This is a genomic window from Streptomyces pactum (assembly GCF_016031615.1).
In the GTDB taxonomy this organism is placed as follows: domain Bacteria; phylum Actinomycetota; class Actinomycetes; order Streptomycetales; family Streptomycetaceae; genus Streptomyces; species Streptomyces pactus.
The window spans coordinates 6743027-6755674 of sequence record NZ_JACYXC010000001.1; the positions used below are offsets into that span (position 1 = coordinate 6743027).

General features: G+C 77.1%; 9 protein-coding genes. 3 read left to right on the forward strand and 6 right to left on the reverse strand.

Annotated features, from left to right (window positions below):
- Positions 1 to 329: 329 nt before the first annotated feature.
- Positions 330 to 1034 (forward strand): ABC transporter ATP-binding protein, encoded by a 705-nt coding sequence (locus IHE55_RS26610; RefSeq protein ID WP_197991352.1) that lies wholly within the window; start codon positions 330 to 332, stop codon positions 1032 to 1034.
- Positions 1035 to 1279: 245 nt separating this feature from the next.
- Positions 1280 to 3184 (forward strand): DUF6297 family protein, encoded by a 1905-nt coding sequence (locus IHE55_RS26615; protein ID WP_197991353.1) that lies wholly within the window; start codon positions 1280 to 1282, stop codon positions 3182 to 3184.
- 162 nt (positions 3185 to 3346) lie between these two features.
- Here IHE55_RS26615 and IHE55_RS26620 read toward each other — a convergent pair whose 3' ends face one another.
- The 6 genes from IHE55_RS26620 to IHE55_RS26645 all read right to left on the reverse strand — a co-directional run bounded on the left by IHE55_RS26620 (position 3347) and on the right by IHE55_RS26645 (position 11463).
- Positions 3347 to 3679: a hypothetical protein gene (locus IHE55_RS26620; protein WP_197991354.1), complete on the reverse strand. Its 333-nt coding sequence runs from the start codon at positions 3677 to 3679 to the stop codon at positions 3347 to 3349.
- A gap of 655 nt (positions 3680 to 4334) precedes the next feature.
- The gene (locus IHE55_RS26625) at positions 4335 to 5672 is read right to left on the reverse strand and encodes a radical SAM protein (protein ID WP_197991355.1); all 1338 of its coding nucleotides are present in this window, start codon (positions 5670 to 5672) and stop codon (positions 4335 to 4337) included.
- 754 nt (positions 5673 to 6426) lie between these two features.
- Complete coding sequence (gene ligD, locus IHE55_RS26630; protein ID WP_197991356.1) at positions 6427 to 7419, reverse strand: non-homologous end-joining DNA ligase; 993 nt, start codon at positions 7417 to 7419, stop codon at positions 6427 to 6429.
- Between the two features lie 326 nt (positions 7420 to 7745).
- Positions 7746 to 9860 (reverse strand): xanthine dehydrogenase family protein molybdopterin-binding subunit, encoded by a 2115-nt coding sequence (locus IHE55_RS26635; RefSeq protein ID WP_197991357.1) that lies wholly within the window; start codon positions 9858 to 9860, stop codon positions 7746 to 7748.
- Positions 9857 to 10885, reverse strand: coding sequence for an FAD binding domain-containing protein (locus IHE55_RS26640; protein ID WP_197991358.1), 1029 nt, complete (start codon positions 10883 to 10885; stop codon positions 9857 to 9859). Before IHE55_RS26640 ends, IHE55_RS26635 begins: the two co-directional genes overlap by 4 nt.
- Positions 10882 to 11463 carry a (2Fe-2S)-binding protein gene (locus IHE55_RS26645; RefSeq protein WP_197991359.1) on the reverse strand — a complete coding sequence of 194 codons (582 nt, stop codon included), beginning with the start codon at positions 11461 to 11463 and terminating at the stop codon, positions 10882 to 10884. Before IHE55_RS26645 ends, IHE55_RS26640 begins: the two co-directional genes overlap by 4 nt.
- Positions 11464 to 12156: 693 nt before the next feature.
- Between IHE55_RS26645 and IHE55_RS26650 the strand changes: the two genes are divergently transcribed.
- Positions 12157 to 12600: a DUF2267 domain-containing protein gene (locus tag IHE55_RS26650; RefSeq protein WP_372442732.1), complete on the forward strand. Its 444-nt coding sequence runs from the start codon at positions 12157 to 12159 to the stop codon at positions 12598 to 12600.
- Positions 12601 to 12648: the final 48 nt, after the last annotated feature.

A 12648-nucleotide genomic window follows, 5' to 3' on the forward strand; every position in this document is an offset into this window, starting at 1 on the left:
CACGCGACGCCGCGACCGCACCCCGTGCACGGCCACCGGTTCGGGCGGGGACCCGCCGTGCCGGGCACGCGGGCCGCCGGGCCCGTCGGTTGGCACGGCACCGGGTGCACGGCCGTCGACCCGGGCCGGTTAGGGTCGCTACGGGCCCGAACCGGACCACCGGAACCGGGGGTTGGCGGCCGGCGAGACCGTACGCGCTCCGGCCGACGGGACCAGGCGGCCCACCCGGGGCCCCGGCGTGACCGGCCGGGCCCGTGGACCAACGACGACCGCCGCCGCCCCGGCCGTACCGGGCCGGCGGCCCGCAGGAGCAGGGGGAGTCAAGGGGCATGACGGAGGAGCCGGGCGGTGGCGCACTGCTGCGTCTGCGCGGAGTGAGCCGCAGATACGGTGAGCGGCAGGCGCTGCACCCCCTCGATCTCGACGTGCGCCGTGGCAGCTGCACCGCCCTGTACGGCCACAACGGCTCGGGTAAGTCCACCCTGTTGCGGATCGCCGCCGGCCGGGACACCCCCACCGCCGGCCGGGCGCTGTTCGCCGGCCGGCCCATCGACGAGGACGATCCCCGGGTGCGGGCCTCGGTCGCCGTGGTGGGTGACATGGCCGCCTGTTATCCCGACCTGACCGTCCGGGAGCACCTGCAACTCGTCACCCTGGCACACGCGGTGGACGAGCCGGACGACTGGATCGACCGTGTGCTGGCCGACCGCGGACTGTCCGATCACGGCGAGGCGCTGCCGATGTCGCTCTCCTCCGGCCAGTTGCAGTCGCTGCACCTGGCCGCCGCGCTGGTCCGGCCGCGGGACCTGCTGATCCTCGACGAACCCGAGCAGCGGCTCGACCCGGCTGCCCGTCGCCGTCTGGCCGGGCTGCTCCGGGCCGAGAAGGCGGACGGCGTCGCGGTGCTGCTCGCCACGCACCACGCGGAACTGGCCGAGGCGGTCGCCGACCGGATGGTCGTCCTGGAGGAGGGCCGGGTGATCGCCGACGGCCCACCGTCCGACGTCCTGGAGCGGCTGGAGCGGCGGTCATGACCGGGCCGCGGCCGGACCCCGCCCGGACCGCGCCCGTTCCGCGACAGCCGCACCCGGCGCCCGCCCCGCCCGAGGGGGCGGCGCGGACGGAGCGCCGGGACGGGGTGCCGCGCGGGGACGGTCCGTCCGGGCCCGGGGCGCCAGGCAAGCCCGGGAGCGCGGCCGGGGTGCGTGCGGGGAGTGGTGCGCCCGGGCGCGAGACCCCGGCGTCCGACGCGGACGCCGCACCCCGGAGCGGCGGCCCGGTGCCCGATGAGGACTTCGTATCCCGGAGCAGCGGCCCGGCGTCCGACGAGGATTTCGAATCCCCAAACACCGGCTCGGCGTCCGGCGGGGACGCGTCCGGCCGGCGGGCCGCACCGGCCGGCGCGCACCAGGAGGAGCCGGCGCCCGGACAGGAGCCGGCAGTTGGCGCGGCCGGAACACCCGGCGAGGACGGGACCGGCGAGCCGGCGGTGTCCCCGGACGGGGACGAGGCGGGCGATCGGGCGGACGAGCGGCCGGAGGAGTGGCACCCGGAGGAGGACGACCGGACCGCCGAGACGCTGCGCTGGCTGGTCCGGAAGCGGCGGGCCGAACGGCGCCGCCGCAGCCGGGACCTGGTCGTCCTGGCCTACACCGTGGTCCTCGCCGCCATCGGGTACGGCGGCGGATACACCGCCCTCCTGCTGCGGAAGCTGAGCCTCGGCGCCGACCACGGCGACCTCGGGGAGGACATCCGGCAGGCCCTGCCGCCCGCCTTCACCCTGCTGGCGGCGGTCCTGGCGCTGATCGCCGCCCGGGACGCGCTGTGGCGGGGACCGGTCGTGGTGCCCGGACCCGCGGTCGGCTGGCTGCTGACGCAACCCGTCCGCCGGGAGGCGGTGCTCCGGCCCCGGCTGCGCCGTTCGGCCGCGCTCGCCGTGTTCGGTGGGCTGCTGACGGCCGCCGCGGGAGCGGTGGTCCTGCACGTCACCGACCTGGCCCCGTTCGGCCGGGGGCTGCTCGCCCTGCTGCCCGCCGCGGTGTGCCTGCCCTTGCTGGCCACGTTCCTCGCCGTGGCGGTGGAGCGCCGGCCGGGCCTGGCCGACCGGGTGCGCCGTCTCACCCCCGGGGCGGTCGCCGTGATCCTGCTGCTGGCCCTGCGCACCGGGCTCGCCGCCACCGGCCGCCCCACCGGCGTCCCGACCGGGGCCGACCTGTGGTCCGGACCCTGGGGCTGGGCCGCCCAGCCCGTCCTGCGGGCCGCCGGAGGCCACGCCCCCGGGTGGCCGGTGGCGGTGGCCGCCCTGCTGCTGCTCACCCTCGCCGCCTGGGTGCCGGCCCGGCGGGACGCGGACCGGATCGGCAACGCCCAGCTGCGCCGCCGGGCCGCGACGGTCTCCGCGGTCCACAACGGGGTGGCCACCATGGAACTGCGCGCCGCCCGGCTGGCGATGGCCGCGGCCTCCGCCGGCCCCGGGCGTCACCGATGGCGTCCGCGCCCGCCGCGCGACCGGCGGCTGGCCGTCGTCTGGCGGGACGCGGTGGCGCTGCTGCGCTCACCCGGCCGGCTGGGCACCGCGCTCACCGGCACGATGTGCGCCGCGGCGGTGGCCGGCGTGGCGGTCCGGACCGACGGGGAACTGCGCGCCCCGCTGCTGGTCGCGGCGCTCTTCTCGGGATACGCGGCGGTGGCGGCGCTCGCCGAGCCGGCCCGGCTGGAGACCGACGACGTCCGGCGATCGGCCTGGTCCCCGCTGCGGCTGCGCGCCCTGATGCTCCGGCACACCGTGCTCCCGGCGGCGTCGGGCACCCTCCTCGCCGCGCTCGCCGCGGTGCCCTACGCGCTGGCCGGCGCACCGTGGACGCTGCTGGTGATGCCGCTGTGCGCCCCGCCACTCGCGGCGGCGGCCGTGGTGGCCGCCTGCCGCGGCCCGGTCCGTACCGACCTGCTGATGCTGGGTGTGGTCACGCCCGCGGGCTCCCCCGGGCCGTTCCTCGTCGCCTTCTGGTACGCGGCGGGGCCGCTGGTGGCCGTCGGTGGACTGGCCCTGACGCTGCACGGCGTCCCGGCCGCCGGACCGGGGGCCCCGTCGGTGGTTCCGGTGGCACTGGCATCGGTGGTGCTGACCGTGGCGCTGCTCGCCTACGCCGCCCGGTCCGCCGACCGGCTGGTACGGCGCGGCTGACGCGGCTGGGCAGCCTGCGGTGGGGGAACCGCCCCGGGGCCCCGGCGGGCCGCCCGCGAACCACTGCCCGCGTCGGCCGGCGCCACGCTCAGGGTGAGCGAGCTCCGGCCCATGGCGGGCTTCACCACCGCATCAAGGTCCCACGGGCCGGCCTTCGATGGGTTACGGGCGCGCGTCCTTGACCTGCGCCTGCGTGAGCCGGACCGGTTGCCCGCCCGGGGTGTACAGGCGCTTGACGAAGATCTGAAACCCGAGTTCCCTGATCCTGACTTCAGCCTCATTGGTGTTGTGCGGTTCGACGCCAAGGGCGGCGCGCACCAACGGGATCACCGGGATGAGACGGCCACCGATGTCGGCGACGACCCAGAAGTCATTGGGGGCGTAGGCGGTGTAGTCGGGTTCCGTGCGGGCTGCCTCGATCACGGCGGCGCGCGTCAGGGTGGCGGTCGCGCCCGTCTTCGTCCTGACGGTCGTGGCGCTGGCTGTCGCATTCATGGCTCGGGCCCTCCGGGTTGACGCGGGTAAGCGAGCGGCCCGCGCTTGCGATCCGCGAACCGACGCCGGCCAGGCGCACTCGCAGGGCGCCGGGCCCGGCACGCGGGGAACATTATGACGGCCGCTGAAGACAGGGCCCGCCGGAATTGCACAAGGGCCGCTGCTTCCGGACACCGAATGATCCCGGTTAACAGTGACGCGCGTCCTGCCGGCCTCCACGGTGCGGCAGCCGAGCTGACGCATCCCGGCTTGCGGAGCGGCGTCCGGCCGGCCGATGGGGGAGTGGCTGACCACAGGGGAGCCGCGTGCCCGCCCCGGCCGGGGGAGCGGCGGCGTCCCACGGCCACCGGGGCAGGGCCGGCCGCGGCAGCCGACGCCCGTGGGCACCGATGCGAGGGCGTCGACACCGGTTCGGTACATGGCGGCCCGGTCACGGCGGCCCGGCCCACGGTCCGGCACCCGGCGGCCCGGTCACGGCGAACCGGCGCGCGGCCCGGCCGTGGCGCCCCGGCGGACCGTACGTCCGTGCCGGTGGCGCACCGGAGGGCCGTCCGGTCGCGGGGCAGCGGGTCGGCGGGGGGATCCACAGCCCGGTCGCAGGGAACGTCCCCGGACCGTCCGGACGCAGCGGCCGGACGGTCCGGCCGAGGGGGCGTCAGCGCGCCGGCTCGGGGGCCTCCTCGGCGGTCTCCTCCGCCGGCAGGCTGTCCATGAAGGAGCTGACCGAGAACACCGCCCGGCCGGGTCCCGCCGGGCCGTAGCCGGGCGGGGAGGTCAGTCCGTTCTCCTCCATGGTCGCGCGGTACGCCTGAAGCAGCCGCACGTGGTACTCCAGCGGCGCGCCCTGCGGGTTCGCCTTGCCCAGCGGCGTCGTCGGCTCCGGGCACCAGGTGGTGAACCGGGGGGTGATGCCGCGCGACATGAAGAACCGCAGGCCCTCGACGGTGGAGTCGATCGCCTCGCCGACGGTGGTGAAGCCGAACGGCTCGGCCATCTCCACGCCGGCCACGAAGTTGGGGATGACGTTGCGCGGGCCGAACACCTCGGCGGAGTCCAGGATGCGGCGGTGCCACTCGTCCCGCCCCACGTAGCGCTCCTTGCCGGGGCAGTACAGCTCGAACAGCCGGCGGTCCCACACCTCGTAGTTGGGGTGGTAGATCCGCACCCCGTAGTCGTGGAAGCGCTGCACGTCGGCCTTGGGCAGCGCCTGCGCCACCACCTTGCCGATCCACCGGCCGGGGAAGCGCTCCTCGATGGCCTTGGCGTACTGGCCGTAGAAGTCCGCCTCGTCCTTGCCGCCGATGTGCGAGGTGACCGCGCCGCCGGTGAGGGTGTACGCGGTGGAGGCGCGGGCGGTGTCGTACCGGTCGATGATCTCCAGCGCCTCCAGCACCTCCTCGACCGGCTTCACCCCGGTGTACGGGCGGCCCGCCGCCTTGTGCTGGCGCCAGTTGTGGTTGATGTCGCAGTACTGGCACTCCTCCTTGGCGCCGAAGTACTGGCAGACCCGGAACACCGTCAGGTAGATGAGGTAGCCCCACTGGATGGTGGGCGCCACCTCCATCACCGACTTGCCGTTCGCCAGCGTGTGCCGGTAGTAGTCCGGCATCGGCGGCAGCCCCACGTCGGCGATCCGCACGCCGTCCAGGTAGAGGCCGAGCACCCCGTCGTCGTCGGCCGCCACCCGGTACGGCGAGGCCGGGTTGACGCGCACCGACACCACGGTGCGGCGGAGCCCGTACGGCCCCCCGGTGAGCACGATCTCCTCCGGCGGCCGGCGCAGCGCCGCGGCCCCCAGCTCCGGCAGCGTCCGGTGGTCGAAGGAGAAGATGAAGTAGGACTTCGGCTTGACGTCCCCGTCCTCGTTGCCGCTGAGCGCGGACTCGTCGAAGGCGATGCCACCCCGCAGCAAGTCCTCCTTGAGCACCGCTTCCCGCGGTACCTGCGGGAACCGGTCCATCAGATCCTCGACCAACGCGGTACGGCTCTGCATGCGAGGCTCCTGCCCTCGGTTGTCACTCCTGCTGGAACCACTCTCACACGAGGCCCGGCCGAGCTTCGGGCCGGGGTGACCGCCCGAGCCCACCCGCGCCCGCGACCCCACGCCCGCGACCGTAGCGCCCTGACCGCGCGCCACCCCGCGCCCGCGCGTACGCCGATGCAAGCGCCCTGTCACGCCCTGCCGCGCCCCTGACGTGCACCGCCGGCTGCCGCCGGCGCACCGCGAGGACCGCACGCCCCTCGACGGCCCGCCGGCACGGCGGCGCGGTGACCGGTGGGCCGGGCATCCCCGGCGTGCCCTCCGGCGTGCCGCCGGGGTGACGACGATCACCCGCGGCCGCCCGGGTGATGGTCACCCGCCCGGCCGCCGCGCCCCCGCGCCGCCGGCCCCTCCGTGCGCCGCCCCCGTACGCGGCTGTGCCCGACCACGGGAGGGACCACGGCCGCCGGGGCGCCGCTCGCGGCCCGGCGCCGGGCCGCCCCGGGCGACGACACGGGCCGGGCCGCGACGGGTGCACGGGCCCCGCCACCCGCAGGCCGGCCGCCACCCGGCAGCCCCGCCGGCCGACCGGGGCGCGGCGTGGGGGACCCGTGCGGTCCGTCCGGGGCCGGGGGCCCGCGGCCCGGCCGCCGCGCCAGGTCGGCGTCCACCGAGCCCGGACGGGGCCCCGGGCCCGGTCGGCGTCCTCGGGGTCGTGTCCCGGGGCCCGCGGCCGGTCCGCGTACCCGGCCCGCGGTCCGGACGGTCAGTGGAGGGCGACCTCGGGCGGCTCGCGCAGGCCCCGCCACACCGGGGCGCGCAGCCGGCCGCCGCGGGTCCACTCCAGGTACTCCACCTCGCCGCCCAGCTCCGGCCGTACCCAGCGGGGCGGGTGACCGGGCGAGGTCACCACGCGGTCCGCGAACGGGGGGTCCGGCACCTCCAGCGGCCGCAGCAGCCCGGCCAGCCGGCGGCTCTCGGCGTGGGAGAAGCCGGTGCCGACCGACCCGGCGTACACCAGCCCGCCGGCCGCCGGCACACCCACCAGCAGTGAGCGGACCGCGCGCGCCCCCGCGTCCTGGGGCACCCAGCCGCCGATCCGCACATCGACGGTGCGTACGTGCTTGGTCTTGATCCAGTCGCGGCTGCGCCGGCCCGGCTCGTAGCGGGACCCGACCCGCTTGGCCACCACGCCCTCCAGCCCGTGCTCCAGCGTCCAGGCCAGCGCGGCCCGCCCCTGCCCGGGCGGCCAGGAGGGCGGGACCGCCACCCGCGGACCGCCCAGCGGCAGCGCCTCCAGCAGCCGCCGGCGCTCGGTGTAGGGCAGGTCGAGCGTGGGGCGGCCGTCCAGATGGAGTACGTCGAAGACCATCAGCGTGACCGGCCAGGTGCGGGCCGCGGTCCGGACGGCGGCCGGGCGGGTCAGCCCCATCCGCTGCTGCAACCGGCCGAAGTCCGGGCGGCCGGCCTCGTCCAGGGCGACGATCTCGCCGTCCAGCACGGCCGACAGCCCCGGCGGGGCGATGCCGGCGAGGTCCGGGTAGGCGGCGGTGACCTCCCGCCCGGAGCGGCTGACCAGCCGCACCCCGCCGTCCCCCGGCAGCTCCGCCAGGGCCCGTACCCCGTCCCACTTGACCTCGTACGCCCACTCCGCCGCACCAGTGCGGCCACGCGGCGGCAGCGGGCCGGGCGTGGCGAGCATCGGCGCCAGCCGGGGCAGCGCCGGCCCGGTCCCGGAGCCGGACGGAGCGGAGGCCATGGTCCGATCAAAACGCGGAACCGGCCGCGGCGCGACGCCGGGGACGGAGGGACCCCGGGGCGCCGGGTCGGAGGGACCCCCGGGGCGGAAGGGACCACCGGCCGGCACCCGGAGTCCCCGCGGTCCCGCGGTGTCCGGGCCCGCCCCGGGACAGCACGTGGCACCCGACCGGCGCGCCGCCCGCCCCGGCGTACCGGACGGCAGGCAATCGGCGCGGACCCGCCCCGGGGCACCGGACGGCACGGGCGCCGGTCGCGGGCCGGCGCGCGGGCCGGGCGTCCGTCCGGGTGGTGGGAGTCCGGGGGCCCGGGCCGCCCGGGCCGGCGTCACCCGCCGGTGGCCTGCCACTCCCCGAGACCGGGCAGCAGCCGTTCGGGGCGGACCGGCAGGGTGCGTACCCGGACCCCGGTCGCGTGGTACACGGCATTGGCCACGGCCGCCGCGGTGCCCACGATGCCGATCTCCCCCAGGCCCTTGGAGCCCATAGGGTTCAGCCGGTCGTCGGTCTCGTCGATCCAGTGCGCCTCGACGTCCAGCACATCGGCGTGCGTGGCCACGTGGTAGGAGGCCAGGTCCCGTTCGGCGTGGTCACCGAAGGCCGGGTCCATGGTGCTGTGCTCCAGCAGGGCCATCGACAGCCCCATCGTCATCCCGCCGACCAGCTGAGACCGGGCGGTACGGGCGTTGAGCACCCGCCCGACCGCGAACACCCCCAGCAGCCGCCGCACCCGCGTCTCGCCGCTGTCCATGTCCACCGCGACCTCGGCGAACTGGGCGCCGAAGGCCCGCCGGGCGTACTCCTGCGACATCGCCGCCACGTCCTCGGCCGTGTCCACGCGCACCACCGGCCCCGGCTCCGGCACCGGACCGGAGTGCCGGGCCAGTTCCGCCGAGAGCGCCCGGCCCGCCTTGTGCACCGCCCAGCCCCACGACGCGGTCCCGGAGGAGCCGCCGGCCAGCGGGGCCTCGGGCAGATCGCTGCTGCCGATCTCGATGTCGATCCGGTCCACCGGCACCGACAGCGCCTCGGCGGCGATCTGCGCCAGCACCGTCCGCGCGCCGGTGCCGATGTCCGTGGCGTTGATCCGCACCCGGTACCGGCCCGACGCCGTCACCGACGCCTCCGCCCGGGACGGTCCCACCTCCGCCGGGTAGCCGGACGCGGCGACCCCGGTGCCGATCAGCCACCGGCCCTCGGACCGCCCGCCCGGCCGGGGGTCGCGGCCGGCCCAGCCGAAGCGCCGGGCGCCCTCGCGCAGGCACTCGGCCAGCCCCCGGCTGGTGAACGGACGCCCCGAATCCGGATCGGTGCGGGTGTCGTTGCGCAGCCGCAGCTCCACCGGGTCCAGCCCGCACGCCAGGGCCAGCTCGTCCATCGCCGACTCCAGCGCGTACATCCCCGAGCACTCGCCCGGCGCCCGCAGCCAGGACGGGGTGGGCACGTCCAGCCGGACGAGGCGGTGGGTGGTGCGGCGGTTCTCCCCGGCGTACATCGAACGGGCCGGGGTCCCCGCCTGCTCGGTGAACTCCTTGATCCGCGAGCTGTAGGTGACCACCTCGTGGGAGAGCGCCCGGATACGGCCGTCCCGGTCGGCACCGAGCCGCACCCGCTGGACCGTCGCCGCCCGGTGGCCCACCACCGCGGCCAGTTGCGGGCGGGGGAGTGCCAGCTTGACCGGACGCCCGGTGTGCCGGGCGGCCATCGCGGCGAGCACCACCTGGGGACGCGGGGTGCCCTTGGAGCCGAAACCGCCGCCCACGTGCCCGGAGACGACCGTGATCCGCTCCTCGGGCAGACCGAACAGACCCGCCAGCGTCTGCCGCACCTTGGTCGAGCCCTGGCTGGAGTCGTGCACCCGCAGCCGGTCGCCGAGCCACACCGCGGTACTGGCGTGCGGCTCCATCGGGTGGTTGTGCAGCGCCGGGATGCGGTAGACGGCGTCCGTCCGCACCGCCGCGGCGGCGAAGGCCGCGTCGAAGTCGCCGTGCGCGCGCTCGCCGGGGAACCCGCCGTTCACCGTCTCGGGCGTGTACAGCCCCGGGTGGGCCGCGTCGAGCTCCACGTCGTGCGGCTCGGCCGCGTACGACACCCGGACCGCGGCCGCCGCCGCCCGCGCCGCCTCCAGGGTCTCCGCCACCACCAGCGCCACGTACTGGCCCCGGTGCGCCACCCGCGGCGACTGGAGCACCAGCAAGGTGGCGTCGTCCACGTCGCCCAGGCGCGGCGCGTTCCGGTGGTCGAGGACCGCCAGCACCCCCGGTTCGGCCAGCGCCGCGGCCGGGTCGATGCCGGTGATCCGCCCCCGGGCCACGGTCGCCGGCACCGGCCAGGCGTACGCGCAGCCGTCGACCGGGTGCTCCACGGCGTACCGGGCCGCGCCGGTCACCTTCGCCCGGCCCTCCAGCCGCGGCGGCGCCCCCGCGCTCCCCGGCGCCGTCACCGGTCCTCCCCGTCCCCGTTGGGGCGGGCGGCCGTCCCGGGCCGGCCGGCGGCGAGACCGGCGAGCACCCGGACCGCCACGTGACGCAGCATGGGGACCTTGAACGCGTTGTCGCGCAGCGGTTCGGCCCGGGCGAGTTCGGCGTCGAGCGCCGCGACGAACTCCGGCTCCCCGGCCGGCCCGCCCAGCAGCCGCCGCTCGGCGATCCGGGCCCGCCAGGGCTTGTGGGCCACCCCGCCGAAGGCCAGCCGGACCCGCCGCACCCGGCCCTCCGCCACCTGGAGCGCCGCGGCCACCGAGACCAGCGCGAACGAGTAGGACGCCCGGTCGCGGACCTTGCGGTACGCCGAGCGGCGCGCCTCCGGCACCTCGGGCAGCTCCACATGGGTGATCAGGTCCCCGTGCTCCAGCACCGTGTCCAGGTCGGGGCGGTCACCCGGCAGCCGGTACAGCTCGTCGATCGCCAGGGTCCGCGGGCCCGCCGCTCCCAGCACATGGACCCGGGCGTCGAGCGCGGCGAGGGCGACGGCCATGTCGGACGGGTGGGTGGCCACGCAGTGCTCGGAGGAGCCGAGCACCGCCAGGTCCCGGTGCACCCCCTCCCGGGCCGGGCACCCCGAACCCGGGAGGCGTTTGTTGCACGGCTTCGCCACGTCCTGGAAGTACAGGCAGCGGGTGCGCTGGAGCAGATTGCCGCCGATGGTCGCCGCGTTCCGCAACTGGGGGGAGGCGCCGGACAGCAGCGCCTGGGAGAGCACCGGGTAGCGGTCGCGCACCACCTGGTCGGCCGCCAGGTCGCTGTTGCGCACCGCCGCCCCGATCAGCAGCCCGCCGGGCGGGGTCGGCTCCACCGAGCCGTGCGGCAGCCCGCTCACATCCACCAGCAGCCCCGGGTGCTCCACGCCCAGCTTCATCAGGTCGACCAGGTTCGTCCCGCCGCCCAGGTAGCGGGCCCCGTCGGTGGCGGTGAGCGCGGCGACGGCCGCCCGCGGGTCCCGGGCGCGCTCGTAGCGGAAGGCCCTCACCGGGTCGCCCCCGGCTGTCCGGAGAACTCCGCGCCGGACGGGGAACCGGCCGCGTCGAGCACCGCCCGCAGGATGTTCGGATAGGCGCCGCACCGGCAGATGTTCCCGCTCATCCGCTCCCTCACCTCCGCCTCGTCCGCCGGAACGGGCTCGCCCAGCGGGTGCCCGGCCGGGGTGACCGCGCTGGGCCGGCCCGCCGCCATGTCGGCCAGCGCCCCCACCGCGGAACAGATCTGTCCGGGGGTGCAGTAGCCGCACTGGAACGCGTCCCGGTCCCAGAAAGCCTGCTGCACCGGGTGCAGCCGCTCCCCGTCGGCGAGCCCCTCCACGGTGGTGATCCGGGACCCGTGCCGGGCCACCGCCGGCAACAGGCAGCTGTTCATCGGCGCCCCGTCGACCAGCACCGTGCACGCCCCGCACTGCCCGTGGTCACAGCCCTTCTTGGCGCCGGTCAGGTCCAGCCGCTCCCGCAGCACGTCCAGCAGGGTGGCGCGGTTGTCGGTCTCCAGGGTGTGGGCGTTCCCGTTCACGTGCAGGGTGACCGAGGAGGTGTGCCTCACCGCCTCCGTGGCTTCCATGTGCGCCTCCTCGCCTCCGTGCCGCCTCGCTGCCTGGGCCCGCCGCACCGCCGGGGGTGTGCCGCCGGGGGTGCGCCCGTGCTCCGTCGCCCTCCGGCGGCCGTGGCCTCCGGTGCACGGTGCCTCCGGTGGCCGTGGCCTCCGTCGTTCCCGCCGCGCCGTCCCGCTCCGGCGAGCGTGGTCGTGCCGTTCCGTCCGGTGGGCGTTGCCGCCGCGCGCCGCCGCGGGCGAAAGGTTCCGGGCGGCGGCCGGGGTGTCACCGCCGGGCCGGTCGGGGTGCCGGCGGCCCGGCCGGGACGGCGCGGTCCTCACTTCGGTAACCGCGCGCGCCGGATCCGAAACGGCGTCCGTGGCGGGTCACCCGGCAGGCGGCGCGGCGCGCACCGGTGCCCGATGCGGCCCCCGGTCCCGTAGGGGACCCCGTACCCCATCCCGAACGGCGACCCCGGCCGATCCCGTACGGGTCCCGAACGGGTCCCGTACGGGTGCCCCGCGCTGGGACACCGCACGTGACGCGGTACCTGAGCCCGTGGCGCGACGCGGTGGCGTGGCCCTGCGCCCGGTTCCCCGAGCCGGCGCCGCGACCGCCGTGGTCCGGGGGCGGTCCGTGGGGGGCCCGGGGCGGTCCGTTGGGTCCGCACCGGGCAGGGAACCCGTCGGTCGGCAGCCGGCCCCGGCGATCCGAGGTGGTGTGTGACGGTGCACTACGACGAACTGGTACGACAGGTCCGGACCCGAGCGGAACTGCCCGATCGGCAGTCCGCCGAACGGGTCGTCCGGGCCGCGCTGGAGACACTGGCCGAACGCGTCCCGGACGGGGTGGCGGAGCACCTGGCCGCCCAGCTGCCGCCCGAGGCGGCCGAACACCTCCGGCGCGTCACCGCCTCCCACCAGGGCTCGCCCGAGGAACGCGCCTGGCGGCACGAGCACGGGGAGCGGTTCGACCTCACGGGGTTCGCCGGCCGGGTCGCCTGGCGGGCCGGGACCACCGAGGAGACGGCGCTCGCCCGGGCTGCCGCGGTGTTCGAGGTGCTCGACGCGGCGGTCAGCCCGGAACTGATGGACCGCCTGTACAAGGTGCTGCCCCACGACATCCGGGGACTGCTGCCGGAGGCACGGGCATATCAGGACCGGTAGGCGGCGGCGCGGAACGGCGGCGTGCGGAGCGGCGGACGAGGGGCCGTA

Bases quoted from the DNA above. Each gene is read 5' to 3' on its own strand.
- IHE55_RS26610 (WP_197991352.1), top strand. From the start codon at position 330: ATGACGGAGGAGCCGGGCGGTGGCGCACTGCTGCGTCTGCGCGGAGTG.
- IHE55_RS26620 (WP_197991354.1), bottom strand. From the start codon at position 3,679: ATGAATGCGACAGCCAGCGCCACGACCGTCAGGACGAAGACGGGCGCG.
- IHE55_RS26625 (WP_197991355.1), bottom strand. From the start codon at position 5,672: ATGCAGAGCCGTACCGCGTTGGTCGAGGATCTGATGGACCGGTTCCCG.
- ligD (WP_197991356.1), bottom strand. From the start codon at position 7,419: ATGGCCTCCGCTCCGTCCGGCTCCGGGACCGGGCCGGCGCTGCCCCGG.
- IHE55_RS26645 (WP_197991359.1), bottom strand. From the start codon at position 11,463: ATGGAAGCCACGGAGGCGGTGAGGCACACCTCCTCGGTCACCCTGCAC.